General features: G+C 63.5%; 30 protein-coding genes and 1 tRNA gene. 15 read left to right on the top strand and 16 right to left on the bottom strand.

Annotation, left to right across the window (positions count from 1 at the left end):
• Window positions 1-406: 406 nt before the first annotated feature.
• Window positions 407-1,003: a hypothetical protein gene (locus VK804_RS32685; RefSeq protein ID WP_325752430.1), complete on the bottom strand. Its 597-nt coding sequence runs from the start codon at window positions 1,001-1,003 to the stop codon at window positions 407-409.
• Between the two features lie 402 nt (window positions 1,004-1,405).
• Here VK804_RS32685 and VK804_RS32680 point away from each other — a divergent pair, with 402 nt between their 5' ends.
• The gene (locus VK804_RS32680) at window positions 1,406-2,065 is read left to right on the top strand and encodes a peroxiredoxin (protein ID WP_325752429.1); all 660 of its coding nucleotides are present in this window, start codon (window positions 1,406-1,408) and stop codon (window positions 2,063-2,065) included.
• 119 nt (window positions 2,066-2,184) lie between these two features.
• On the opposite strand, the gene VK804_RS32675 is transcribed toward VK804_RS32680, so the two are convergent.
• Window positions 2,185-2,586 (bottom strand): DUF2177 family protein, encoded by a 402-nt coding sequence (locus VK804_RS32675; RefSeq protein ID WP_325752428.1) that lies wholly within the window; start codon window positions 2,584-2,586, stop codon window positions 2,185-2,187.
• A 261-nt stretch (window positions 2,587-2,847) separates the two neighbouring features.
• Here VK804_RS32675 and VK804_RS32670 point away from each other — a divergent pair, with 261 nt between their 5' ends.
• Window positions 2,848-3,096 (top strand): hypothetical protein, encoded by a 249-nt coding sequence (locus VK804_RS32670; RefSeq protein ID WP_325752427.1) that lies wholly within the window; start codon window positions 2,848-2,850, stop codon window positions 3,094-3,096.
• A gap of 131 nt (window positions 3,097-3,227) precedes the next feature.
• Here VK804_RS32670 and VK804_RS32665 read toward each other — a convergent pair whose 3' ends face one another.
• A complete protein-coding gene (locus tag VK804_RS32665) occupies window positions 3,228-4,100 on the bottom strand; it encodes a DMT family transporter (protein WP_325752426.1) in 873 nt (290 codons plus the stop codon).
• Between the two features lie 95 nt (window positions 4,101-4,195).
• Here VK804_RS32665 and VK804_RS32660 point away from each other — a divergent pair, with 95 nt between their 5' ends.
• Window positions 4,196-5,104 (top strand): PhzF family phenazine biosynthesis protein, encoded by a 909-nt coding sequence (locus VK804_RS32660; RefSeq protein WP_325752425.1) that lies wholly within the window; start codon window positions 4,196-4,198, stop codon window positions 5,102-5,104.
• 7 nt (window positions 5,105-5,111) lie between these two features.
• Here the strand turns inward: VK804_RS32660 and VK804_RS32655 are convergent, their stop codons facing one another.
• Window positions 5,112-5,558, bottom strand: coding sequence for a hypothetical protein (locus VK804_RS32655; RefSeq protein ID WP_325752424.1), 447 nt, complete (start codon window positions 5,556-5,558; stop codon window positions 5,112-5,114).
• Between the two features lie 234 nt (window positions 5,559-5,792).
• Between VK804_RS32655 and VK804_RS32650 the strand changes: the two genes are divergently transcribed.
• A complete protein-coding gene (locus VK804_RS32650) occupies window positions 5,793-6,050 on the top strand; it encodes a hypothetical protein (RefSeq protein ID WP_325752423.1) in 258 nt (85 codons plus the stop codon).
• A 36-nt stretch (window positions 6,051-6,086) separates the two neighbouring features.
• On the opposite strand, the gene VK804_RS32645 is transcribed toward VK804_RS32650, so the two are convergent.
• Both VK804_RS32645 and VK804_RS32640 read right to left on the bottom strand, forming a co-directional pair.
• The gene (locus VK804_RS32645; protein ID WP_325752422.1) at window positions 6,087-7,658 is read right to left on the bottom strand and encodes an alpha/beta hydrolase domain-containing protein; all 1,572 of its coding nucleotides are present in this window, start codon (window positions 7,656-7,658) and stop codon (window positions 6,087-6,089) included.
• 113 nt (window positions 7,659-7,771) lie between these two features.
• Window positions 7,772-7,972, bottom strand: a complete 201-nt coding sequence (locus tag VK804_RS32640; RefSeq protein WP_325752421.1) for a hypothetical protein — start codon at window positions 7,970-7,972, stop codon at window positions 7,772-7,774.
• On the opposite strand from VK804_RS32640, the gene VK804_RS32635 reads away from it, so the two are divergent.
• From VK804_RS32635 to VK804_RS32610, 6 genes are all read left to right on the top strand, one after another.
• Complete coding sequence (locus VK804_RS32635; protein WP_325752420.1) at window positions 7,966-8,703, top strand: hypothetical protein; 738 nt, start codon at window positions 7,966-7,968, stop codon at window positions 8,701-8,703. The genes VK804_RS32640 and VK804_RS32635 overlap by 7 nt on opposite strands.
• Window positions 8,704-8,913: 210 nt before the next feature.
• Window positions 8,914-9,948 carry a TRAP transporter substrate-binding protein DctP gene (gene dctP / locus VK804_RS32630; protein ID WP_325752419.1) on the top strand — a complete coding sequence of 345 codons (1,035 nt, stop codon included), beginning with the start codon at window positions 8,914-8,916 and terminating at the stop codon, window positions 9,946-9,948.
• Between the two features lie 4 nt (window positions 9,949-9,952).
• Window positions 9,953-10,522 (top strand): TRAP transporter small permease, encoded by a 570-nt coding sequence (locus tag VK804_RS32625; RefSeq protein ID WP_325752418.1) that lies wholly within the window; start codon window positions 9,953-9,955, stop codon window positions 10,520-10,522.
• 23 nt (window positions 10,523-10,545) lie between these two features.
• Window positions 10,546-11,823, top strand: a complete 1,278-nt coding sequence (locus VK804_RS32620; protein ID WP_325752417.1) for a TRAP transporter large permease — start codon at window positions 10,546-10,548, stop codon at window positions 11,821-11,823.
• An 89-nt stretch (window positions 11,824-11,912) separates the two neighbouring features.
• A complete protein-coding gene (locus VK804_RS32615; protein WP_325752416.1) occupies window positions 11,913-12,188 on the top strand; it encodes a hypothetical protein in 276 nt (91 codons plus the stop codon).
• A 111-nt stretch (window positions 12,189-12,299) separates the two neighbouring features.
• Window positions 12,300-12,376: transfer RNA gene (locus VK804_RS32610), tRNA-Arg, on the top strand.
• 106 nt (window positions 12,377-12,482) lie between these two features.
• Here the strand turns inward: VK804_RS32610 and VK804_RS32605 are convergent.
• A complete protein-coding gene (locus VK804_RS32605; protein ID WP_325752415.1) occupies window positions 12,483-12,743 on the bottom strand; it encodes a DUF3551 domain-containing protein in 261 nt (86 codons plus the stop codon).
• 537 nt (window positions 12,744-13,280) lie between these two features.
• On the opposite strand from VK804_RS32605, the gene VK804_RS32600 reads away from it, so the two are divergent.
• The 3 genes from VK804_RS32600 (at window position 13,281) to VK804_RS32590 (ending at window position 15,053) form a co-directional block, all read left to right on the top strand.
• Window positions 13,281-13,403 carry a hypothetical protein gene (locus VK804_RS32600; protein ID WP_325752414.1) on the top strand — a complete coding sequence of 41 codons (123 nt, stop codon included), beginning with the start codon at window positions 13,281-13,283 and terminating at the stop codon, window positions 13,401-13,403.
• A gap of 162 nt (window positions 13,404-13,565) precedes the next feature.
• Entirely contained in the window at window positions 13,566-13,820 is a 255-nt protein-coding gene (locus VK804_RS32595; RefSeq protein ID WP_325752413.1) for a hypothetical protein, read from the top strand.
• Window positions 13,821-14,141: 321 nt separating this feature from the next.
• Entirely contained in the window at window positions 14,142-15,053 is a 912-nt protein-coding gene (locus tag VK804_RS32590; RefSeq protein WP_325752412.1) for a LysR substrate-binding domain-containing protein, read from the top strand.
• A gap of 34 nt (window positions 15,054-15,087) precedes the next feature.
• Here VK804_RS32590 and VK804_RS32585 read toward each other — a convergent pair whose 3' ends face one another.
• Both VK804_RS32585 and VK804_RS32580 read right to left on the bottom strand, forming a co-directional pair.
• Window positions 15,088-15,444, bottom strand: a complete 357-nt coding sequence (locus tag VK804_RS32585; RefSeq protein ID WP_325752411.1) for a hypothetical protein — start codon at window positions 15,442-15,444, stop codon at window positions 15,088-15,090.
• A gap of 215 nt (window positions 15,445-15,659) precedes the next feature.
• Window positions 15,660-16,262 (bottom strand): hypothetical protein, encoded by a 603-nt coding sequence (locus tag VK804_RS32580; RefSeq protein ID WP_325752410.1) that lies wholly within the window; start codon window positions 16,260-16,262, stop codon window positions 15,660-15,662.
• Between the two features lie 277 nt (window positions 16,263-16,539).
• On the opposite strand from VK804_RS32580, the gene VK804_RS32575 reads away from it, so the two are divergent.
• A complete protein-coding gene (locus VK804_RS32575) occupies window positions 16,540-16,923 on the top strand; it encodes a VOC family protein (protein ID WP_325752409.1) in 384 nt (127 codons plus the stop codon).
• 6 nt (window positions 16,924-16,929) lie between these two features.
• On the opposite strand, the gene VK804_RS32570 is transcribed toward VK804_RS32575, so the two are convergent.
• Window positions 16,930-17,433 carry a hypothetical protein gene (locus VK804_RS32570; RefSeq protein ID WP_414642878.1) on the bottom strand — a complete coding sequence of 168 codons (504 nt, stop codon included), beginning with the start codon at window positions 17,431-17,433 and terminating at the stop codon, window positions 16,930-16,932.
• A gap of 235 nt (window positions 17,434-17,668) precedes the next feature.
• On the opposite strand from VK804_RS32570, the gene VK804_RS32565 reads away from it, so the two are divergent.
• Window positions 17,669-18,016 carry a GrlR family regulatory protein gene (locus tag VK804_RS32565; RefSeq protein WP_325752408.1) on the top strand — a complete coding sequence of 116 codons (348 nt, stop codon included), beginning with the start codon at window positions 17,669-17,671 and terminating at the stop codon, window positions 18,014-18,016.
• A gap of 8 nt (window positions 18,017-18,024) precedes the next feature.
• Here the strand turns inward: VK804_RS32565 and VK804_RS32560 are convergent, their stop codons facing one another.
• From VK804_RS32560 to VK804_RS32535, 6 genes are all read right to left on the bottom strand, one after another.
• Window positions 18,025-18,231: a zf-TFIIB domain-containing protein gene (locus tag VK804_RS32560; RefSeq protein ID WP_325752407.1), complete on the bottom strand. Its 207-nt coding sequence runs from the start codon at window positions 18,229-18,231 to the stop codon at window positions 18,025-18,027.
• A 27-nt stretch (window positions 18,232-18,258) separates the two neighbouring features.
• Window positions 18,259-20,934, bottom strand: a complete 2,676-nt coding sequence (locus VK804_RS32555) for a PAS domain S-box protein (protein WP_325752406.1) — start codon at window positions 20,932-20,934, stop codon at window positions 18,259-18,261.
• A 101-nt stretch (window positions 20,935-21,035) separates the two neighbouring features.
• On the bottom strand, window positions 21,036-22,013 hold the full coding sequence (locus VK804_RS32550) for a Bug family tripartite tricarboxylate transporter substrate binding protein (RefSeq protein WP_325752405.1): 978 nt from the start codon (window positions 22,011-22,013) through the stop codon (window positions 21,036-21,038).
• 27 nt (window positions 22,014-22,040) lie between these two features.
• A complete protein-coding gene (locus VK804_RS32545) occupies window positions 22,041-22,847 on the bottom strand; it encodes an NUDIX hydrolase (protein ID WP_325752404.1) in 807 nt (268 codons plus the stop codon).
• A 112-nt stretch (window positions 22,848-22,959) separates the two neighbouring features.
• Window positions 22,960-23,913 carry a dihydrodipicolinate synthase family protein gene (locus VK804_RS32540; RefSeq protein WP_325752403.1) on the bottom strand — a complete coding sequence of 318 codons (954 nt, stop codon included), beginning with the start codon at window positions 23,911-23,913 and terminating at the stop codon, window positions 22,960-22,962.
• Between the two features lie 98 nt (window positions 23,914-24,011).
• Window positions 24,012-24,812: SDR family NAD(P)-dependent oxidoreductase (locus tag VK804_RS32535; RefSeq protein WP_325752402.1), on the bottom strand; the 801-nt coding region annotated here is incomplete at its 5' end.

The following is a 24,812-nucleotide window of genomic DNA, read 5'->3' as shown; positions in this document are numbered from 1 at the left end:
ACGTTATAATCCGTAAAACCATTGCGTGGGGAATGCCGGGTGATTCCGGTGTGACCTGCTAACGTGTGTGCGCTCTACCCACTACCATTGCACACACGGCTATCGGGCGCATCGGCCGCCCGGCATTCCCTGCGCCCTTTGATTGAAGGGCGGGAAATAAACCAATACCTCGCGCGATGCTCGCGGCGAGATCGCGGACGTATGTTTCAACGTCATTGCGAGCGCAGCGAAGCAATCCCATTCTTCCTTTTTGTTGCGCGATGGATTGCTTCGCGGAGCCTGTCATCGGGCGCGCATTCGCGCGACCCGTTGGCTCGCAATGACGACCTCACTTGTCATCGCCCGGCTTGCCGGGCGATGACATCCGCGTAGCGCCGGGCAGTTTGCCGCCCCCGCGAAAACGAATTCACATCCCGATGTCGAACACGTTCGGCAGCTGCGTCAGCGGCAGCGTGGCGGCGCCGACGATGGTGGCGACAAGGGCCATCAGGGTGCGGTTGCGGCGCGGCTTGCCGCGCATCTGGCCGGCGATCCACTCCAGGACTTCGGTGTCGACATTGACGGCCCTATTCGGCGCCCAGCTCTCGATCTCGGTTTCCGGCGACAGCGCCACCGTGCGCGGCGGCACCGGCAGGCCGGAGGCGGAGGCCGCGTGATGCACGACGGCTTTCGCAAACAGATCGTCGAAGCGCCCATCGTCGCTGCGCTCGGCGGCGGCGGCGTCGATCTCGAACAGCGCCTCGGCTTCCGCCCGGCTGACCGGCTGGTGGTCGACCGCGGTCGCGGTCAGGATGCGCGCGCACCAGGCAGCGTCGAAGGCATCCAGTTCGCGGGAAAAATGCATGCGGCCCCTTGTGGTCGGGCCTTCGCCGGTGATCACGCCATCGCGGACGACGGCAAGGGCAAGGGCTGCGCCGTCGCGGCAGGAAATCTCGGAGGGTTCGAGCGCATTGAGCGGTTCGGCGAACTTGAGCTTGGCGGCAGACAGCTTGGAGGCAGACATTGGACAGTTCTTCTTCTCAGTTTCTTGTTCTGGACCAGCATTTCCTGCCGGCGTAAACGAGTGGTTAACGAATGGAAAATCGGGTCGTGACTTTTTTAGATGGTTGCCTATTTGTCGCGGTGCCGTCCGTCGCGGTTCGACTGACGGCACCCCGGGGCCGGGGTGTTGGGGGCCATAAAAGGCAATATCGGGGCGGCCGCGGGATATTCCGGACAACCGTGGTCTTTACGGTCACCGCTGTGGTTTTTCCGCCGCATCAGCGCGGATCAAAAGAAAATGCTAGGAGTTCCCCAAAGCGAAGAAACATCTCCCCTTTTTTGGCGGGCGGTTCCCTCTAGCGGTCCGGGCCTATATTCAGATAGTCGAAATTCACCTGTAACTCCAAAGACATGAGGTCGCGACATGGCTCTACAGATAGGCGCCGAAGCCCCGGATTTCGAAGCCGAGACCACCGAGGGCAAGATCAAATTCCATGACTGGATCGGCAACGGCTGGGCGCTGTTGTTCTCGCATCCGAAGGATTTCACGCCGGTTTGCACCACCGAGCTCGGCGCGCTCGCCAAGCTGAAGGGCGAATTCGACAAGCGCGGCGTCAAATTGATGGGGCTTTCGGTCGATCCGGTCGACCGGCATTCGAAATGGTCCGAGGACATCAAGGAGACGCAGGGTGCCGCGCCGAACTATCCGATGATCGGCGACACCGATTTCAAGGTTTCGAAGCTGTACGACATGCTGCCGGCCTCGGCCTCCGGCGACGTCACCAAGCGTACCGCCGCCGACAACCAGACCGTCCGCAACGTCTTCATCATCGGGCCGGACAAGAAGATCAAGCTGGTGCTGGTCTATCCGATGACCACGGGCCGCAATTTCCAGGAAATCCTGCGCGTGATCGATTCGCTGCAGATGACCGCGAAACATCGCGTGGCGACGCCGGCCGACTGGAAACCGGGCGAGGACGTCATCATCGCGGGCTCGGTCAGCGACGACGAGGCCAAGACCATCTATCCGCAGGGCTGGAAGTCGCCAAAGCCGTACATCCGGATCGTGCCGCAGCCGAAGTGAGGTTTCGCGAGCACAACGGCGTAGGGTGGGCAAAGCGCAGCGTGCCCACCATTGGAGAAGCCGCTGCATGAAGAGGTGGGCACGGCGCAAGAGCGGCTTTGCCCACCCTACGGAGTCCCTCAAACCTTCGGCGCGAGCCGGTTGGCCACCAGCAGCCCGACCGTTGCCGACAGCCCCGTCACCAACGATCCCCAGCAGACATCGACGGCCACGACCGGCCAGGTCCAGTGCTTCAACAGCGCCAGCGAGGTCAATTCGAAGGTCGCGTAGCAGAAAAAGCCGAACAGCGCGCCGTAAAGCAGCGTCGTTTGCCACCTCGCCGAGGCCGAAGCGCTGACGAAGATCAGGATGCCCGCGACGTAGATCAGGTAGAACAGAAGCGCCGGCAACAGCCTGATTTCGCCGAGCATGTCGCCGACTTGCGAAGCAAAAAAGCCCTTGGCGATGAGCCCGAGGAACAGGAAATCGACCGGGATCAGCACGACCAGGGTCGCCAGATAGAGAACGACAGTGCGCTTCACGAGATCCTCCGGCGCCCTTCCTGCATGCCCCCTTGTAGTACGGATCCCGGCCGGCAAAGTTGCAATGCCTGCGCGGTGGCGCGGGCATTGCCGGGTTGTCCCCGCCCGTTCCGGCGCGAGGCGCGGCAGGCTCGGAGCGGTCCGCCGGAGCCGCCGCCTGGCTTGAGGCCGCACCGCGCGAAGCAAGCGCGTCGCGTCATCGGCTTTACACATCGGCGAATCCGGTTATCGTTACGGCTTCGACAAACCTTGGGGGATTACATGGACGACGACACACCCGTTACACCGCCGATGACAGAGACGATGCCTTCAGCCGAGCCGCCGAAGCCGGCCGCCAAGAAGGCCGTGAAGAAGAAAAAGAAGGCCGCCAAGAAGGCCGCGCCGAAGAAGGCCAAGAAGGCCGCCAAGAAATCTGCGGCCAAGAAATCCGGCAAGAAGGCGGTCAAGAAAGCCGCCAAGAAAGCTGCCAAGAAGGCCGGCAAGAAGAAAAAGAAGGCCAGGAAGTACTGAGACTGATCGTCTGCGCGGTTTGGACGCGCAGAACCGGTACTCACTCCAGCGGAATAGGCGCAGGCGCCTATTCCGCTGGAGTCTTGGGGCGAAGGCCCGAGGCTGTTGGTCGCGGGATGGCCGCGACGCGGTCAGGCGCGCCGGTTGACCAGGAACACCGCGGCGCCGCAGACCAGCATGCCGCCGATGGCGACCGGGTCGAGCCGCTCGCCGAACAGGGCAAACGCCATCAGGGACGTGACCGCCGGCACCAGATAAAACAGGCTCGCGACCGAGGTCGCGGCCGAGCGCCGGATCAGCCAGTACAACAGCCCGATCGACCCGATCGAGAGCACGACCGCAAGCCAGGCCAGCGTGAGGACGAACTCCTCCGTCCAGTGCACCGCATTGTCCTCGAACAACCAGGCGACGGCGGCCGAGAATATCGCGACCACGAGATACTGCACAAGATTGCCGGCGCGCCAGTCGATCCGGCCGCAATAGCGCCGCTGGTACAGGGTGCCCAGGGTGATGCCGACCAGCGACACGGCCGAGGCCAGCCAGCCCCAGCCCGCCTCCCCGGTCATCGGACGGCCGTGCAGGATCAGGACGACGCCGACCAGCCCGAGCAACAGCCCGCCCCATTGCAGTGGCGTCACGCGCTCGCCAAGCCAGCGGTTGGCGAGCGTCGAGGTCAGGATCGGCTGCAGCCCCGGAATCAGCGCCGCGAGCCCGGCCGGGATCGAATGTGTAATCGCAACCGCCGTCCCGCCCAAGCAGACCCCGTGCATCAGCATGCCCGCCACCGCGCTGTGGGCGATGCCGGCGCGATCAGGCCATCGCGGCCGGGCGATCGCGGCGATCATGGCCATCAGCGCGACCACGAGCGCCATGCGGATCGTGAGATAGGTGAACGGCTCGGCGCCGCGCAGCACGATCTTGGTGGCGATATAGCCGGAACTCCAAAGCACGACGAAAATCGCCGGCGCCGCGCGCGCGGCCAAGGTTTCGACGTCGGTGTTCATTGGCGCCCTGCTTGCCTGAAGCTGTGCTATCCGGCAATTGTGAACCACGCGGGTCGGCCAACCCGGTATCACATGGCAAGACTCGAGGGAGAGTGATGCGCCTGCAATTCCAGACGGTCGACGTCTTCACATCGGATCGCTTCGCCGGCAATCCGCTGGCCGTCGTGCTGAACGCGGACGGCCTGTCGAGCGAGCAGATGCAGGCCATTGCCGCCGAATTCAACCTGGCAGAAACGACCTTCGTCCGGCCGCCGCAGGACTCGAACCATACCGCCGAGGTGCGGATTTTCACGCCGCGGAGCGAGATGCCGTTCGCCGGCCACCCCAATGTCGGCACCGCCTTCGTGCTGGCCCGGTCAGGCCAAAGTTACGGCCGGCCGGTCCAGGGCGGGAGCGTGATGTTCGAGGAAAAGGCGGGCCTGGTCCCGATCGAGATTCTGAGGGAGGGCGCCACAGTGGTCGGTGCGCGGCTGGCCTCGCCGCAGCCGCTCTCGGTCGGCGCGGAGATCGCGGGCGAACTCGTGGCGTCGGCCTGCGGCGTTTCAATCGGCGATATCGAGACGACCCATCATCGCCCCTGCATCGCCTCCTGCGGCGCGCCCTTCATCCTGGCCGAATTGAAAAGCCGCGCCGCGCTGGCCGCTGCGAGCCCGAACAGCGACGTGTTCCGGCTGGAAGTGACAAAACATCCGGCCGTCAGCATCATGATCTATACCCAGGCGAATGAAGGCGACATCGACATCAGGGCGCGGATGTTCGCCCCTCACCTGAATATTCCGGAAGACCCCGCGACCGGCAGCGCCAATGTGGCGCTGATCGGCCTGCTCGCCAGGTTGCGCCCCGAGAGCGAACTGTCCCTGTCGAAGACGATCGCGCAGGGCGTCGAAATGGGGCGCCCGAGCCTGTTGAAGGCCGAGGCGGACAAGAAGGACGGCATCGTCACCGCGACCTTCATCGGCGGCCGCTGCGTTCCCGTGATGTCGGGGACGATCGATCTGGATTGAAAGCGGCCTACCACTCGTCCGGACAGGGATCGACGATTTTCCAGAGCTCCTCGCCGTTGGTGATCTTCTTCATCTCGGTGGTGAGCCCGCCATTCCTGCGGATCCAGTCCTTTACCGTATCGGGGTAATAGGACATCAGGTCGGACGTCCCATCGGCGCTGGTGACCTTGATGCCGAAGGTGAAGGCCTTGTCGTAATAGGCCTCGTGGAAGCCGAGGCTGGCGCGCGGGGTGACGCAGATCTTGTTCAGCGGCACGATGCCGAACACCAGCGTACATGCCGAATTGCAGATGCCGTCGATGATCACGCGCTCATGGCGGTCGCGGATGCGGCCATATTTGGCCTTGTACTCCTCGACATAACCGCCGTGATCCCGGGTGATGTGCAGATCGGCGCGCGCCGGCGACGCGGCGAGAGCCGCGAGCGATACCAGGGCGAGAAGCGTGATGCGCATGGGTCGGTCAGGGGCCGGACTGAGAGTTTGGCAACGGAGCAAAACCGGTCCGTAGCCGAACCAGACGGCGCAACTCTGGCCGGACTGTGTTGGAAATTCGTTAAGCATCCGCAATCAGCCGAAAATGACCGTCGTGTGACGAACCTTTCCGCAAATTTGCGGGCATTCGGCTCTGGATTGGAACCGCCGATGGCCTAAACTGTCTTGTTTTCAGGTCCCTGCCGGAGAATCCAGATGACCCACCTGAGGCTGCTTTCCGCCGCCATCATCCTGTCCGCCCTCGCCGCGGCGCCGAGCCTCGCGCTGGCGCATGGCCACCACCACTATTGGCATCATTACTGGCTGCCGTACGACATCAGCTACAACCACAATTACGGACCGGGACCCGTTCCCGGCACCTTCGCCTATTATGACGGTCCTTCCACCAATTTCTGTTATCGGGGCTCGGCCACCTATATCGGCCAGGACCACCGGCGATACCCCTGCTTCTGAGCGGCGCTGCCGGCGTAGCGGCGGCGCGCCCTCGGGTCAGGGAGCCACGCTGTGCCACAGCGGGTTCTCCGCCGCCGACTGGATGATGATGGCGGCATCATCGGGCAGCAGAAAACCCTGGCTCTCCAGGTCGCGCGCGGCGACACGGATGTGATCGACATAGTCGTTGCGCGTCTTGTACCGCTCCAGCACGGGACGGTGCTGGTCGTGGGCGGCATCGGCATCCGCCTGCGTCAGCGGAAACGCAACGTAGGCGCCGGCCAGCATGCATTGAAATGACAGCGGCGGGTTTTGCCGCGCATTGACGCCGAGCGGCGCTGCCATGTCGGGCAGCTGCACCCCGCCCAGGACATTGCCGTCCGCGTCCCGCTTCGGAATCTCGATCGTCGCCTTGGCGAGGTGCGCAGGCGCCCGCAGCACGGTCGGGTCGCCGTTGGCCGGCTCGAGCGGCATCAGACGGGTTTTCGGCGGCTCGGTCCGCTTCGCCACCCAGTCGTCGAGATGCAGTAGCGTCGCGCGCGACACCGGGCTCCAGTCGAGTCGCGCCGGCGGCAGCTCGCAATTGGCCTTGCGCAGCACGACGTGGGAGGCGCCTGCGATGTCGTAGACCCGGACATTGTCGGGGAAAGGCAGTTCGGCCGTGCCCTCGGCGCCGGTCCGCGACAGCGAGGCGCGCAGCGAGAAATAGTCGGTGGTGGAATTGATCATGAGCATAAGCGGCGGCTTCTCGCCGCGCGCCTCGAGGCGTTTCATGATCTCGCCGATCGTCAGCACGTCCTCGTGGACGCCGCGGAACTCGGGATCTTCGAAGCTCGGGGCGCCGGTGGCGCTCGATTGCGGGCCGGTACCCGTCTGCATGATCGGCAGCATGCCCGCCCCGGATACGAACACATGCATGCCATCGAACACGCGCCGCCCGTCGGCGATGTTGAAGCCGTTGAGCAGGAAAGTCTTGAGGTAACGCCCCGATTGCGATTTGCCGGACGCCAGCGTGCGCTGGATCGCGCCCTGCAGGGGATTAGCCGTGCCCGCCGTGTCGGCGGTTCCGTGCGCCAGGAAATCCGCGGCATCCCGGACGATGGCAAATCCGACCCCTTCTACAAAACGCTTTTTCCCGGCGCTGTCAGTAAAGGACGGCAACTCGGCGCCCTGACCCAGTTCCCAGTCCACCTCGGCGACCGAAAAACCGCGATCCTGCAGGAAGCCGGTACCCACCTCATAGGTGCCGGATTCGAACGGCTCATCGCGCGGGCTGTTGTAAAGCGCCTGCGCATAGGCGCGGCCGCGATTCGGGATATCGACCAGTAGCGCGCCGTTGCCGTTCCTGGGATTGCTGGGGAAGATCAAGGAGATCTTGGCCGAATATTCAACCACTCCATTAGCGTTTTTGGGCGCCTGGTCGAGGCCCGGAATCTTCTCGGTCGGCTGCAGCTCGCCGGTGATCCGGCCTTGCCAAAACACGAATTCGCCGGGTCTGAAGGTGCCATAGCTTTGCTTCGAGGCAATCTCCAGCCGGACGAGCTTGGCGCTGGCACTGACCGGATAGCCCATCGCAGCGGCAAAAACCGGGATCGCCAGCGCCACGGCGGACAGACGAACACGTCGCATCGGAAAGCTCCTGACATCGAGAGAGACGAGGAGCCTATACAGCACGTGTGGCGGCAGCGATCAAACTTCCACTCCGCTGCGTCGCGTCATCGCGGCCGGGCGCACGGGACCGGCTAGTCCCGCGAATTCAGGCTTTCATTGGTCAGCAGGAGATCGAACCGATCGGCGGAATATTCCTGCCCGTTTGGGTCCGTTATCGAAACTGCAAAGCCATCCGCCGCAAGCTTGCGAGCCAGCGTCACCGCGACAGTCGCGCTGGAGCGGAAATCGGTGGTGCGGCGATCGTCCTTTACCGCTTCGATGATGAATGTCATGTGGCCGCTTCCCGCTCGAACGCTCCCGGCGCACGCCGGTTGCGCGCGCGCCGATTGTCCGATCTATCGAAGAGAATCACGAGGCCAACAAGCCGCTATTGACGCTGCGGGACCGCCACCATACCCATATTGGGGAACGGCTCGATGCGATCGTTTCGCGTCGTGACACAGACGCAAATCATTCCGACAAATGTGAAAGTGACTTCGAAAAGGCTGGAGCGAGCAGCTTTGCTGAAATGAGTTTTCAAATGGGCACGAGCAAAGACGACAACGCCGCTTCGGACAAGATCCGCACCATTTCACGGCATTCACTCGCCTATATGCTGTGCGCAGCCAGCGAAATGTTCCGTCATTACGACTTCGATCACGTCGACTTGCTGATCATCCATTCCGTATTGAATGCCAATGTCATCCACATCATGAAGGACCCGGATCTCGACAGCCGTTTCGGCAGCGTCGAGACCGTTGAACCCGACGCGATCAAGCAGGGCGTTTCCCGCGCCGCGCTCTCGCGTTTCCTGGCGATGCCGATCGAAACCGTCCGGCGGCGCGCCGATCGATTGAAGAAGAAAGGCATTCTTCGCGAAACCGACCAGGGATTGATCGTGACCGAGGCGAACCAATACAAATTCGGCAATAATCACGAGCTGCAGAAAACCAACATCCTGCTGGTACGGAAATTCCTTCGCGACTTGACGGAAGCCGGCATCGACCTGCCGGGCGGCGTTTGAGGGCGCGTCATTGTTGCGCCGCATCAATCTCGGCAAACCGATCCAATGGGCTTGGCCGCTTACGACCAATAGACAAGGTCGACCAGGTGCCGGCGACCCGATTGCGCGTTGCCGATCGCCGGGCCGCGCGGCTAAGGTAGCCGCAAATTTCGCCGCCGCCTCGCGCCTTTACGCCCGGCCAACCGAATTAACATCATCGGAGGACGTCAGATGACACTGCGCCTGTCACGCCGCCATTTTGCCATTGCCTCGGTTGCCGCGATCGCAGCACCGGCCTTCGTGCGCTCGGCGCGGGCCGACGAGCCGCTGCGGCTGCGATTATCGCTCGACACCGCGCCCTCGCATCTGCGCAACGTCTCGCTAAAGGACTATCTCGGCAAGGTCGAGGCCGCCTCCAACGGCAAGATCAAGACCGAGGTGTTCGAGAGCGGCCAGCTCTATCCCGATCTCGAGGTCGGCAAGGCGCTGATCCAGGGACAGGTCGAGATGGCCGCGCCCGGCAGCTGGACCATCACCGGCATCGTCTCGGATGCGGATTGTTTCCAGCTTCCCGTGCTCTACGGCCAGCCGATCGACCTCATTCACAAGATCATCGACGGCAAGCCCGGCCAGTACCTCAACGGCCAGATCCAGCAGAAGCTGCGCTCGCATGTGCTCGGGCCCTATCTCGATCTCGGTTTCCAGAACTGGTACAGCTCCAACAAGCCGATCGCGGCTCTCGCTGACCTCAAGGGCATGAAGATCCGCAATTCCGGAGGCGCGGGACAGGCCTGGCGCGCTCGTTTCCTCGGCGCGATCCCCAACACCACGGCATGGCCCAACGTGCCGCTGGCGCTGTCGCAGGGCACCTTCGACGGCCTCGTCAGTTCAAATGAAAGCCTGGTCAGCGCCAAGCTCTGGGATGCCGGCGTCAAATATGCGCTGGAAGATCACCAGTTCATCGCCGAATACATTCCGCTGTTGAGCCAGTTGTTCTGGGACAAGATGACGCCCGACCAGCAGAAGATGATGGGCGATCTCTGGGCGCAGAACGTGCCGACCTACCGCGCCAACATGGCGGCCGCGCAAACCAGGGCGCGCGCCACGCTGCAGGAGCACGGCATCAAGTTCGCCGATCCGACCGCCGAGCAGAGTGCGGAGGAGCGGAAGAAGATGATGGCGGACCAGGACCAGGTGGCGAAGGACATCAAGGTCTCGCCTGAAATGGTCAAGCTGATCATGGCCGAAGCCAGCAGCGGCAGCTAGAGCCGTGGCCTCTGCGAAAGCTTCCGTCGTTCTTCGTTGGTGGGACAAGATCGAGGAGACCCTGGTGGGCCTCCTCGGCCTGATTGCGCTGGTGATCGGCGTGCTTCAGGTCGCAGGGCGATATTTCGATCCCGAACATGCCATCAGTTACGCCGAAGAGGTGATCGTCTATCTCATCATCTGGGCGATCATGATCGCCTCCAGCCAGCTGGTGCGCCGCGACGGTCACGTGCGGCCCGACCTGGTGCTGCGGCTGTTGCCGCCGCGCTACCTGCGCTTGGTCGAGATCTTCAATTGCCTGGTTGCGATTGTGTTCTGCGGCGCGCTGATCTGGTACGGCTGGCAGATCGTCGATACTTCGCTCTTGATCGATGAGACGAGCTCCACCGACCTGCAATTCCCGATGTGGATCTACTATCTCGCCCTCCCCGTCGGCAGCGCGCTGATGCTGGTGCGCTACGTCATGCGGCTGGTCCGCTTCACGTTTTACTTCGACCCGGCGACGATGACGGTCGGTCACGTATTTCAAGAAGAGATGCCGAGCGGCCTGACCGCTCCGCATCCCGACCGCTAGATCAGGGATCGCCGGTCCCGATCATGCTGACCCTCCTGTTCCTGGTGCTGTTCTTCGGGCTGCTGGCCGCGGGAATGCCGATCTTCCTGGTGCTCGGCATGTGCGCCGGCATTCTCTACATCGCCACCGGCCAGCCCCTGGTCGGCGCGGCCCAGATGGTGATCAACAAGCTCAATTCGACCACGCTGATGGCGCTGCCGCTGTTCGTGATGGCGGCGGCCTTCATGCGCTCCGGCGGCGTCGCCAAAGCCCTGGTCGATGTCGCAACCGCCTGGCTCGGCGGCATCCGTGGCTCGCTCGGCCTCGTCACTGTGGTGGCCTGCACGCTGTTTGCGGCGATCTGCGGTTCCAGCGTCGCAACCGCGCTCGCGATGGGCACCATCCTGGTGCCCGCGATGATCGAGCGCGGCTATCCGCGCTCCTTTGCGCTCGGCGTGGTCGGCGCCTCCGGCACCATCGGCATCGTGGTGCCGCCATCTCTCGCGCTCATTCTCTACGGCATCGTCGCCGAACAATCGGTGCCGCGGCTGTTCCTGGCCGGCGTGCTGCCGGGATTGTTGCAGGCGTTCGTGTTCGCAGCCTGGGTCCTGTACGACGCGCGCCGGCGCAATTTTCCGGTCGAACCGTCGCTGCCGTTTGCCGAGCGGCTGCGCGTCACCGCGCGTGCGGTGCCGGCACTCGCCGTGCCGCTGGTGGTGACGGTCGGCATCTATGGCGGCGTCGTCACCGTCACGGAAGCCGCGGCGCTGTCGGCGGCGGTGGCGCTGTTGGTGTCGCTGATCTTCTATCGCGGGTTTCACTGGACCGAGACGCTGAAGGTCATCACCGACGGCATCCGCTCGGCCGCCACCATCATGCTGATCGTGGCAACCGCGCTCGCCTTCGGCCACTGGATGACGGAATCCGGCATCCCCAACCAGCTCGTCAATTTCGTCATCGGCCACGGCTTTGCGACCTGGCAATTCCTGCTCATCATCAACGGCTTGCTGCTGCTTCTTGGCTGCTTCCTCGAAGTCACGGCCACGTTGCTGTTGGTGCTGCCGATTCTGGCGCCGGCGCTAAAGCCACTCGGGGTCGATCCCGTGCATTTCTCGATCATCTTCACCCACAACATGGAAATCGGCCTGGTCCATCCGCCGGTCGGCCTCAATCTGTTCGTGCTCGCCACCATCTCCTCGGCCCCGATCGGCGAGGTGATCCGCGGCATCCTGCCGTTTTTGATCCTGCTCCTGATCGTGCTCGGCATCATCACCTACGTGCCGATCCTGACGCTGTGGCTGCCGGACCTGGTGTTCGGGTGAGGCCTCGGCGAGGCGCCCCTTGGTTAAGGTGCGTTTAATATCTGTTTACTCACCCGGCCTAGAATCAGCTGATGATGAAGGGGTGAGGAATGTTCAAGGAAGGCTCCCCGATCTGCTATGACGCGCCGGCGGACCTCAAGAAATGGCCCTCGCTGAAAGGCCAGCGGTTGAACGGCAGCAGCCGTCCCTATCTGGTCTTCACCGGCACGCTGGCCCAATGTGTTCAGGAATTGATGAGCAAGCCCATCAAGGCCATCTCGCTCTACGATATCGTCACCGCCCCTCAACCCTCCTTCGACCAGACCGTGCTGTCTCCGGGCGACGCCGCCGAAATCGCGATGCGCAAGGATTTTCCAAAGCTCTGAACCGCGGCCGCCGATCCGGGCTTCAAGGCCGCCGCGGCCCACATGGGGTAGCCGCATCAGTCCAATTCTGCTAATCGGAGCCGCCGAACAGATTTCGGCCGCAGGACAAATGCGCTCGTAGCTCAGCTGGATAGAGCATCGGACTTCGAATCCGAGGGTCGGGAGTTCGAATCTCTCCGAGCGCGCCAGTACCTCACGGTCCGTTCCCAGGCACGCAACGATGACCGTAACGCGTCAGTGAGACACGCGCCCCGGCAATCGTTTCCGGCGATCTCGCCGGCGCCAAACTTGCCGCTACTTGTGGGGCTGCTTTTTGCGCGAAGCGGGTTTGGCGTAATATGGATTGACCACGCAGCTGGCGGATCGGCCCGATGCCGACGCCGCGCACTGGGCCATCGTGGTGTAACTGCATTCGAAGTAGTAGTTCACCATGCCCTCGTAGACCTGAAGGCAAACCGGGTATTTTGGGTCGTAGGTCTGGGCCCGTGCAGGCGCGGCAAACACGATCGCGCCGACCGCCAGTCCTGTGCAAAGCAAACTTACCGCGTCCTTCATGTGAGGTCCCCATTCTTGCGGGCAGGACATCGGACCCTCACAACTGGACTTTTCCTCGATTGCTGCGCCGCGGCAATAACCGGCCAGGTTGTGATCGCGATCAGACTACCAACGCCCAGTCCAAACGTAGCAAAAAATATTGACTCGCCGGCCAAAATTCTCGTTCTGTGTCGGCATCAGCAGCTTTATTCTGCGCTTGCTGGACCCGTGAGCTCCGCCCTGGGTTTACAAGGGAGTTAACGATACGTACGCGTCTTTAGAAACGATTAAGCCCTTTTGAGCATATTCGGCTCCGAAGGTGGTGACCGGCGCGGCGGTACCGGACACCTTTTGCATGGACCATCCACCGTCTCGAGCAGAGACGGCACACGCTAAAAAACCAGCGCGCCCCATCGAACGATCGAGGGCCTCGCCCTTTGGGTCGAGGACGCGCTGTCAATGAGACAAAACGAACGAAAATCCCGCCTTCTTCAGGAATGGGACCGGTGGCTGCAAGCCCAGCCTGTCGTCCCACCGAAGCCGTCTTCCCGGGATACGTTGAAATTCTATTGCGAGCTTCAGGACAGGCGCTCGCCGCTGCTGGATTTCCGATCCAGCGGCCGCGACAGGTGGCAGATCATCCACGGCTGGTTGCGCAGCGAGAAGCGCGTGACCGATTGACGTCGTTGCCATCGCCGCCGGCCGATCAGAACTTTCAGCTGAGCTTGCCCTTGGCGACGTGGTCTTGGGGCTTCGTTCCATCGCCGTCGGTTTGTGCAGGTTCCACTGGAACGACAGACGCGATCGATTGTTTGTTCCTCGTTCCATATGAAGGAGGACATGATGAAGAAGCTATTGTTTGTTGCCGCCGCAATCGGCGCCCTTTCGGCGCCCGTTTTGGCGGATGAGGTTGGCGTTCGCGTCGGCCCGGTTGGCGCTGGCGTCACCGTCGGCGAAGGCCACGGCGATTACGACCGCGACCGCGTTCGCGAGAAGACAGTGATCAAGGAGCATGAGCCGAGCGATCGCACCACGGTCATCAAGAAAGAGCATGGTGACGGCGTCGAAAGCAAGACCGTGATCCATCACGACGACTAGTCCGGCTATCCGCGCGCTGCATTAGGGCAGCGCGCGGAGCACGCCAGCGGCTGCTTGTCGATCTCATGGACCGGCATCCTGACCAGGTTCGTGTGCAGCTCGCTATGCAGCGCCTTGCGGACGGTGGCCGAATAGTCCGCTTGGATCAGGGGCCGTGTCCCAGTTGATCCCAACTCCACCATCGATCCGCGCCGACCAGCCGGGGGCCATCGCCTGCGGGATGCCGCGATGCGCGGACTTGCCGGAAGCCCCTTGTTTGAATAGCCTTTGTTCGAGGGCCTGAGTAACGCCCGGGCGCGCAGCCGGCTGACCCATCGTTCGATGTCGAAGAATCTCAAAAACGTCGACCTTAATCTGCTTGTCATATTCGAGGCGGTTTACGCGACCAGCAATATCAGCCGGGCCGCCGACCGCCTCGGCATGAGCCAGCCGGCCGTCTCGAACGCGCTGGCGCGGCTGCGCGAACGGATCGACGATGCCCTGTTCGTCCGCGCGCCGGGCGGCGTCGAGCCGACTGTCAGGGCGCGCGAGATGATCCGCCCGGTCCGCGAGGCGCTCGGCGTCATCGGCCAGCAACTGGGCGGCGGCGCCAGCATCGATCTGGCGAACTACAGGCGCATCTTTCGCGTGATCCTGGTCGATACGCTGGAGCCGATCATCATGCCGCCGGTGGTGCGCACCCTGATGTCGGAGGCGCCGAACGTCCGCATCGAGTGCATTCAGGGTGACGCCAAATTTCACGAAGGCATCGCCGCCGGCACCGTCGATCTCGCCTGCTTCGCATTTCCCGTCGATACCACGGACATGATCGTCAAGCCGATCTGCCCGGTGGATCTCGTGGTCGTCAGCCGCCGCGATCACCCCGCTATCTCAAAGCCGCTCGATCTCGAAACACTCCAGGGTCTGACGCAGATCGCGCTCGGCCGTGAGCTGCGCGGATTGACCAATATCGACAGAGGCCTGATGGCCAAGGGACTGCCGCGCCGCGTCGGCTACATTGCGGCAAAGATCTGGTCGATACCACCGATGGTCGAGCGGACCGATTTGATCGGCATTTTGCCGCGCCGCTTTGTTGAAGAGATCGCGGGCAATTTCGCCCTCGACATTCACGAAATGCCGATCGAGATGCCGGAACAATTCCTGTACATGATGTGGCACGCCAACAATGAACTCGATCCCGGGCACAAATGGCTGCGGGAATCGATGATGCAGGCCGCGCAGTCCAATCAATGAGCAGCCGTTGCCGCTGGCGGCCCGAAGGGCCGACTCACCAGGTGTTGTTGCCGAATAGGCTGAACTGCGGCTGTTGTGCCACCAGCATGACCGGCGGGGCCGCGCGGCGTTTGGCAATTCTGCGCTTCTGCACCAGCTTTGCTTCCGGCTTCTTCGGATCGGGGAGCCGCGCCTGCGTTTGATTGGCCGGCTGCAGCTGCGCAAATGCCTCGCGCACACGCGACTTAGACGAAATGTCGGCGACCGTCGCCGCAGCCGGGACGCTGGCCTGCGTCTGCGCGGGAACGATCGTCGGATGGCTAGTATCGAAGACCACGGCTTGTGGCCATTTACGATCGGAATGAATGCGAATAACCGGCAGGTCGGCTTCCGCCCTCGCCTCAACCGGCATCTTTGGGAGATAAGCATCCGCCATCAGCAGCAGCGCGAGCAGAACTCCGCCGACAAAGAAGAAATATCGCACTACGGGCATCGCTGGCGTCGCTCCATCCGCACGAACCGACGGATACTTCGACTAACTAGGGATGGCGTGATTGGTTCCTAGGGGCCGCGCAGGTGGCGTAACGACGAAGTTACCGCCGCGTTACCGCCACGAACCGACTTGCGCTAGATGTGCTGGGCTGCCACCGGCGAGCATTTTGCCTTGCTGGCGTTGATATTGACGAAACCTACATGGAAGTGTGCGAAGGTTTTCCTGCCCTTCATGTTGACGGTGTCGTGAATCAGGCGGGTGCGATCGGTCAGATGACTGCCGTCCCTGCGGCTGAAGGCACAGGTGATCTCGATGTCCTTGACCGCGTAGTCGTTGCCGTTGCGCAGCGTGAAGGTGACCAGCGCGTTTGATCCGAGACCGCCGCGCCGCCAATATTGCGACGAAATCTTCAAGCCGTCGACCGGCGCTTTTTCCTCAGGAACGATCGCCTCGCTCGTCGGGCCTGCGGGATTGAGCGCTTGCGGGGCGGCTGCGACGGCGAGCGCCGGCGCAGGCTCGATGGCAGTGGCCAGCGTTGCTGCCTGGCTTTCGGCCGGTTTGCCGGCGGCGCCTGACAGCAGCATCCAAATAGCCAAGCCGGCGATCGCGGCGGCCGGCAGAAAGACATAGGCCAGCCTGAAATATTCGCTTGCGTTCTCCGGCCGGCCCGGAAAACCGGCACCGAGCCAAGGCGTCCGCGAAAGCCCGGTCAATTCGATGCAAGGGAGCGTGTTCATCGTCATGCCACCGAGATGCGGCTAAACCGACATCGGCTGCTGCGCCGCACAGCGGCCAATCCATCGCTTGGGCGATCAATTGACGAAGGCTGGAGTTAGTTCCCGCCCCGAATGGAAAATCTTTGTCCAGTTGCTGACCCCCCCTCAAGTCGGGATGTGCCGGGGATGGCCATCCGACGGCGCCAGCGCTAAAACGATCCTGCCGCAGCCCGCTTGCCGCGGCCAAATCATGACGGCGCGCGAGACGGCGCCCAACAAGCCAACGGGAGAATCGAGAATGCCGATAGTCACCTGGGATCATGTCCACCTGCGCAGTCCGGATCCGGAGGCGACCGCGACCTGGCTCGAGGATATCCTCGGCGGCGTCATCATCCGCGGCCCCGGGCGGATCGACGTCAAGCTCGGCGGCGCCAACGTCTTCATCGCGCCGGTGACAGCAGGCGACGGCGTCAACACCCCGCCGGTGACGCCCTATCAGGGGCTCGATCATTTCGGGCTGACGGTGAAGGACATCGACGCGGTGGCCGCCGAAATCAAGGCCAAAGGCGTCGAATTCACCAGGGAGCCGACCACGATCCGGCCCGGGGTGCGCATCTGCTTCATCCGCGGACCGCAGGGCATTTCCATCGAGCTGCTGGAGCGCGACAAGAAATATGCATGACGAACTTTAGGTCATGCTGCCCGGCATGAAGCAGCGGATGGTCAACCCGAGATAGCCGTAGAGCGGCCACACCATAGTCCGCCCCATCCGGTTCGGCTCGGTGATCACGGCCTCCTCCGGCACGTCGACCCAGACCAGTTCCTGCTCTTGGCCGGCCAGGAGGTAGCCGTAGCGGGGCACGCGTACCCGGTAATGGCCATTCCTGCTTTCCCAGTCCGCGTCCGAAATCGCGGTGCCGTCGGCGTCCGAACAGCATGGACCTTTGCCGCTCCGCAAACCCTCGAACCAGGCCTTCATATCGGGCGTGGAATTGGCAAACTGGCCGCGGTCACGGGCATGGCCGAGTTGGGGGGCGAGCCCCAGCAACAGTACCGCAAAGCCGATCGCGAGCGACGCTTTCAACCGCCGGGTGCGGCGGCCGTTCACGTGTTCCAGGCCATCATTTTCATTTTCCCAGTCGTCAGTCCTTGGCCGCGGCCGATCGCGGCCGGAATCAATCCAGTGGCTCACCAGTCTCCTGCTCCAGCACCCACCGGCCGGTGCAGAGACATCCAAGCATTTCGCGTGCCAACTTTGCGGCGAACAGGGGCCGTGTCGTCCCCGTGTCCCGCATGGCCGATCCCGGGACCGACCAGCCCTCCGGCCTCGATCCGGGCGGTCAACCTGCCGCGTTGACGCTGCGTACCCCGCTTTGGCATAACAAGCTGCCGACACCGCGGGGACGGATGTCGCAATCGGCTGCCTTATGAAAAACGGTCTGTATTCGATCCATGTCAGCCTGCAGGATGGACGCATAGGCAAGGGCAGCGGCGTGATCATGTTCCGCGATGGCAAGATCCTCGGCGGCGATGCCTATCTGTTTTACACCGGCAGCTACACGTCGAAGGGCAACACCTTCAAGGGCGAGGTGCTGGTGCAGCGTCACACCTCCAGTCCCGACGCCAATCCGCTGTTCGGCGGCCCGAGCCCGGTCGGCATCGGCGTCTCCGGCACCTTCACCGATACCGCAGCCGTGATGGACGGCACCGCGCTGGTCGGCAAGGCGAGCCAGATCTTCAAGGCAACCTTGCGCAAGCTCGCCGACGTCGATTAGGCCATCCATCATTCGTCGCGTTTGCGGGCGTCGGACAATATTTTCCAGAGCGCTGTTCCGAAGTTCATGATGTGCTCGTCGCCGCACCCGTCGCAACGGTAAGTGCGCATGTCGTCCCCCGACATTGAGCTTCTTTCCACCAGCCGCATTTCCTTGCCGCATTTGGGGCAGTCGGTCGGCGATGGCTGCGGTCCCGGCAACGGCGGCGGCTGCATCGGAGGATCTCCTGTCGCCTTTATCGACTACTCCGCCGCCTGCTCGAGCGGCGCCACGCGCGGCAGGATGATCTGGATCCGCGTGCCGCCGCCCGGCTCGGAATCGAGATCGAGCCGGCCGCCGAGACGGTTGGTGACGATGGAGTAGACGATGTGCAGGCCGAGCCCGGTGCCGCCCTGGTCGCGCCGCGTCGTGAAGAACGGATCGAAGGCGCGGCGGCGGACGTCGAGACTCATGCCGCAGCCATTGTCGGAAAACAGGATCTCGACATTGTCCTTGCCGGACTCCCGCACCTGGATATCGACCGCGCCCGGCCGACCATCCGGGAAGGCATGCGCTACCGAATTGAGGAACAGGTTGGTCAGCACCTGCCCGTAGGGGCCGGGATAGGAGTTCATGGTCAGGTTGGGCTGGCAGTCTACGTTAAGCGCCAGATTGTGCTTCCGCAGGCCGGGCCGCAAACTCATCACCACCTGCTCGGTGAGATCACCGAGGTCGAAGGTGCGCTGGTCAGAATAATTGCGGTCGGCGGCGACCTGCTTGAACGAGGTGATGAGCTCGGCGGCGCGGTTGAGATTGGCCACCAGTTGCGAGGAGGCATCGCGACTGGTCTCGAGGAAATCATGGAGGCTCGATCGCCTGAGGTCGCCGCGCGCGACCTCGGCCGTGAACAGCGCCGTCTTGCGCTCCAGCGCGGATGCGACCGTCAGGCTGATGCCGACGGGATTGTTGACCTCGTGGGCGACGCCGGCCACCAGCCGCCCGAGGGCAGCGAGCTTCTCCGCCTCGATCAGCGAGTTCTGGGTCTCCCGCAGGTTGCGCAACGCGGCTTCGGCGGCATCCTTGGCCTTGCGCATCTCCTGCTCGCCGCGTTTGCGCTCGCCGATGTCGAGCGCGACGGTGACGATGTTCTCGATCTCACCATTGGCATCGAGCAGCGGCAGCTTGTTGACCAGCCATTGCCGCAGGTTTCCGGATGAATCCAGATACTCCTCCTCATAGAAGCCGAGTTCCCGGCCCGCCGTCAGCACGCGCTTGTCGTTCTCGTCGGTCTTTCGCGCGCCGTAGCGCGACATCAGGTCGGTGGTGGTGCGGCCGATGGCATCGGCGGGCTCTACTCCGAAAATGCCGGCCATGTAACGGTTCATCAGGACATAGCGCAGCTCCTTGTCCTTGACATTGATGACGGCGGGCACGGTGTCGATCACCTCCTGCAGCAGCCGCCGGCCTTCGGCGATCGCGTCCTCGGCGCGCCTCTGGTCGGTGATGTCGCGCACCGTGCCCTCATAGCGGACGATCCGGCCCTGGTCGTCGCGCACCACGGTGGCGCTGTCGGAGAGCCAGAGGATCTTATCCCCGCGCTGGCGCACCTGATATTCGAACTCACGCACCATGCCGTCGCGCTGCATCAGGCGCTGATATTCCTCGCGCGCCGAAGGTTGCAGGTAGATCGTCTCGGTGATGTCGCCGATGCCGTCGATCAAATCCTGCGGCGTATCGTATCCCATCATCCTTGCCAGCGCCGGATTGGCGTTGAGCAGCGCGCCGGCCGGCGTCGTCACATAGATGCCGTCGACCGAACCCTCGAACAGCTTGCGATAACTTTCCTCGGCGAGCCGCTGCTCGGCGAGCGCGCGAACGGCGGCTTCCCGCGCCGCGTCGGCGTCGACCAGGGTGCGCCGAAACACCTCGGCGGCGCGCGCGATATCGCCGATCTCGTTTCTCACGTCGGTGGCCGGGATCGAGGTATGCTTCTCACCGGCGGCAAGCGAGCGGATGGCGCCGGCGATGGCCTTCAGCGGGCGGACGGTCAGCCGCGTCACGAACAGCGCCGCCGCAAGCCCGATCAGGACGCCCGCCATCCCCAGGATGATGCTCTGCCATTTATCGCGGCCAAGGGTGCGGGCGAAATTATTCGACAGCACGCGGCCCCTGCTGGCGCTCAGGTCCCGCAAGAGGTCGGTGACGCGGCCGATCTGGCGACCTTCGGTACCCAGCACCTCCTGGTCCAGTTGGGCGATCTGGGCCTCGGTTCCTGCGATCGAAATGATCGCATCGGCATAGGCATCGGCCGCCGAGCGGAGCGCGGGATCGTCGATCGGGACCGCCCGCATGGTCTGCGCCGATTGCTCGGCAGAAGCCGGATCATGCGCCAACAGCGCCGCGGCAATCTGGTTCTGAGCCCGGAACAGGTTTCTCGCGATGGCCCGGTCGGAAACGCCTGCGACCGCCTGCTCGAACCGCTCGCGGACCGGCGGCAATGCCGCAACCAGATCGGAACGGCGCGCTATCAGGGCGGAGACGCGGGCGATCCCATCGCTGTAGTTCGTCAGCCGCTGCGTGAGGCCGTCGATCATGTCCTGCTGTTCGGGCGCAAGCTCCAGCCGCGTCTTCTTCAGCAGCTCGCTCAAGGCGGAGGCAGCTTGCCCGACCCGATCGGGCCGCGCGCCCTGGTCGGTGACGAAATCGCGTGCCGCAAGCCTGAGTTCGTTGACGCGCCGGTCGATCTCCTCCGCCAGGTCGCCGAGGTTCTGCAGATGCTGCAGTTCGGCGAAGGTCGCGCCGATGTGGCGGATCGAGATCACGCTGGCGATGCTGGTCATCGCGATCATGGCCAGCAGCAGCATGAAACTGGCAAAGGTCAACTGCCCGATCGAAAGCGAGAACGACCGTATCCGTCTGATCATGGCGGCAAGGGACATGGGGTTCGTGACCGGCTCCGGAGCCTTTTATACGATGGAATCAGGCCGAAGGGGAACACGCCAACCCGGCCATCGCCGGGTCGCCGGCGCCCGCGTCACGCTCAATCCGCCGTGATACCGGCATCCTTCACCACCTTCGCCCACAGCGCGATGTCCGACTTGATGATGTCGGCCAACTGCCCCCGCGGCGCGCTCTTCGGCTCGCAGCCGGCGATGTCGAGTTTTTCGCGCACGTCTGCGTTGGCGAGCGCTGCCTCCAGCGCGGTGCTGATGCGGGCCACGACCGGCTCCGGCGTGCCGCGCGGCACCACGATGCCGAACCATGGCGTGACCTGCGCCTCGGCATAACCCTGCTCGGCGAGCGTCGGCACGTCCGGAAAATATTTCGAACGGCCGTCACTGATCGCGCCGATGATGCGGATCGCGCCGGTCTGCACCTGCGCCAGCGCCTGGTTCGCGGACAGGAAGGTCGAACTGATCAGGCCTGAGGCGATATCGGGGAATATCTGCGGATAGCCGCGATAGCCGACGCCGGCAACATCGATTCCAGCCAGCCGCTTGAACAGCTCGAAGCCGAGATGGCCGGTCGAGCCCTTGCCGGGATGGCCGTAGGATAGCTTGCCTGGTTCTGATTTCGCCAGGGCGACATAGTCGGCGACGTTCTTCACCGGCAGCGAGGTCGGAACGACGAAGAAATTCGGTGCCTTGCAAATCTGCCCGACCGGGATGAAATCGCGCTGCGGATCCCAGCGCAGCTCCTTGAACAGCGAGGGGCTGGTGGTGAAATAGGCCGTCACCAAGAGCCAAGTGTAGCCATCGGGCGCAGCGCGGGCGACTTCCTCGGCGGCGATCGAGCCGTTGGCGCCGGACTTGATCTCGTTGATAATCGAGCCGTTCCATTGCGCCGCCATGTTCTGCGCGACGATCCGCCCGAACACGTCGGCGACGCTGCCGGCCGAATAGGGAATAATGATGCGGATGGGGTGATTGGGGAAAGTTTCCTGCGCCGATGTCCCGCCCGGGGCGGCGAGAAGGGCCAGCCACGCAACCACAATTGCGCCGATACACCGAAGCTTCATGTGCGCTCCCCTGCCCAATGCAGCACGTTACCCCAGCGCGCCGACCTCGAACACCTCGCCGTCGTAACCGGCTTCGAGCGGAATCCGAAGTTGCCGGCCGCCGTTCAGTCTGGTCATCACCGGCATCACGGTCACAACCTTCCTGCCGCCGGCGTCGTCGAGCGCGCACCTGACGCTCTTCTGCTTGCCGAGTCGGATCAGGTTGCGCGTGGTCGGGAACGGAAGCTTGAAGCGGCCGCTGTTGCCGCCTTCGAGCGCCTCGCGCGGCGAAACCCAGATCGAGTCGGTGGATTCCTTGCCGTCGTGGCGGCCTGCCTGCGCCGGCGGCGCGGCAGCGAGGAAGAACCAGGTGTCGTATCGCTTGGGCATGCCTTCGGGCGTGATCCAGTGCGCATAGGGCACGAGTTCGTCGAGCGCGAGCAGCAGGCTGTTGTCAGCAAGCACCTTTGAAAAACTCGTCTTGCCCTCGCACACGGCGGCGCGGCTCGCCGCCTCGATCTCGCCAGCCCGCTTCGCATCGACCAGCGCCGTCGAGCCGCGCGGACGCGCCAGCAGGATGCCGCTTTCCTCAAAGGTCTCGCGGATCGCGGCGATCCGGAAGCCGAGCGCGGCCGCATCGAGCCCTTCGCCGCCAGACCAAAACGCGGGGCTTTTGGCGATCTCCTGATCGCCGCGGTCGAGGCTGCCGCCGGGAAACACCAGCGCGCCGGACTGGAACTCGATCTGATGATGGCGCACCATCATGAAGACCTCGATTTCGCCCGGCGTCGCTGCGCTGTCGCGTAGCAGCAGAATGGTGGACGCGGGACGCGAGGCGACGATTTCGGCGGGCATAAAATGCTTTTCCTATCTCTCGTCAGTCGCGAGGCGGCTCAAAAAGCACCGTCATTGCGAGCCAACGGGGCGGCGCTTCGCGCCGCCCCGTTGGCTCGCAATGACGGTTTTGCTACTCCGCCGCGCTGGATTGCGGCTGCAGGTTGGCGCGCTTGTCGAACCGCGCCACGCGCGACAGCAGATATTCGACTTCGGCCTTGGCTTGCGCCGTGATGCCCGCGCCCGGCTTGCGCTGCGCGCTGGAGGCGATGATGCCGCGCTTCTGCAGCACGTATTTGCGCACGGCAAGGCCAGCGCCCGGCTGCTGCTCGTAGCGGATCAGCGGCAGATGCGCGTCGAACAGATCGTGCGCGGCATCGCGACGGCCCTGCTTCGAGAGATTCACCACGTCGATCAGGAGTTCCGGGAAGGCGTAGCCGGTCATCGCGCCGTCGGCGCCGCGCTCCATCTCGAAATCGAGGAACAGGCCGCCATTGCCGACCAGGATCGACAATGGCCGCAGCGAGCCGTCTTTCTGGAAGTTGCGCAACGCGGAAATCTTTTCCAGCCCGGGCCAATCCTCGTGCTTGAGCATCACGCAGGTCGGTGAGTCCATCACGATCTTGCGGATCACCGCCGGCGTAAAGACCACCGACAGGGTCAGCGGATAGTCCTGCAGCACCCAGGGAATGTCGCCGATCGCTTCCTGCGCCTGCTTGAAATAGCCCGTGATCTGGTCGTCGGTGCGCAAGTTAGGCGGCGGTGCGATCATGACGCCGGCCGCACCCGCATCCATCGAGGCTTTCGCGAGCGCGCGCATCGAGGCAAAGCCGGGCGCGGACACGCCGACGATGATCTGCATGTTCTTGGCGCGCTTGACGAAGCGGATCGCCACCTGCTCGGCCTCTGACGCATCGAGTTTCGGTGCCTCCCCCAGGATGCCCAGCACGGTGACGCCGTCGCAGCCGACCTCGGCATAAAAATCCGTCAGCCGGTCGATGGATTTCTCGTCGATGCGGCCGTCATCGTGAAACGGCGTCGGTGCGATCGCGAAGGTGCCGGCCGCCTTGGGGGTGAGTTTTGTCATGGGTGCCTCTGTTTCCTGTCATTCCGGGGCACGCGAAGCGTGAAACCCGGAATCTCGAGATTCCGGGTTCGATGCTTCGCATCGCCCCGGAATGACGATTATTTAAGCCTTCGCGCCGATTTCTTGATCTCATCCTCGGAGAAGAAGATCTCCTTGGCGTGGGTAACGATATCCTCGGCCTTCCATCCCGTGAATGGCGGCGTCCAGCCTTCCATTTCCATCATCCGCATCTCGCGCACGCCGCGGGGTCCGGAGACGCCGAGCACCTTGCCGGTCTGGTCGCCCGACAATTCGCTGACCATGTATAGCACGGCCGGCGCGATGCCGTCCGGTGGCAAAGCGGCACCGGGGTTCTCCTTGTAGCGGGGCAGGTCTGCGGTCATGCGGGTCAGCGCGCCCGGCGCCAGCGTCCAGACCCGGATGTTGTATTTGCGGCCCTCGATCGCCAGCACATTGGAAAGCCCCCAGATGCCGCCCTTGGCGGCGCCGTAATTGGTCTGGCCGAAATTGCCGATCAGGCCCGAGGTCGAGGAGGTGTTGACGATGACGCCGCCGCCGTTTTCCCGCATCCAGCGGAACACCGGCTGGGTGGTGCAGAATGTGCCCTTCAGGTGCACCTTCAAGACCTTGTCCCAACCGGCTTCGGTGGCCTTGGCAAAGGTCTGGTCCAGCAAAATGCCGGCATTGTTGACCAGGATGTCGGCGCGGCCGAAATGCTTGATGGCGTCGTCGAACACCGACTGGCCGCCGGCCATGGTCGAGATGTCGGCGCCATTGGCGACCGCACGGCCGCCTTCCGCCTTGATGGCGTCGACCACTTGCTGCGCCATCGATTCGTCATTGCCGGAGCCATCGCGCGGTCCACCGAGGTCATTGACCACAACGGCGGCCCCCTCGCG

Origin of the sequence: Bradyrhizobium sp. (genome assembly GCF_035484855.1) — a bacterium.
Lineage (GTDB): Bacteria > Pseudomonadota > Alphaproteobacteria > Rhizobiales > Xanthobacteraceae > Bradyrhizobium.
The sequence above is the reverse complement of the archived record's forward strand: the minus strand, read 5'-3'. Positions and strand labels throughout refer to the sequence as shown.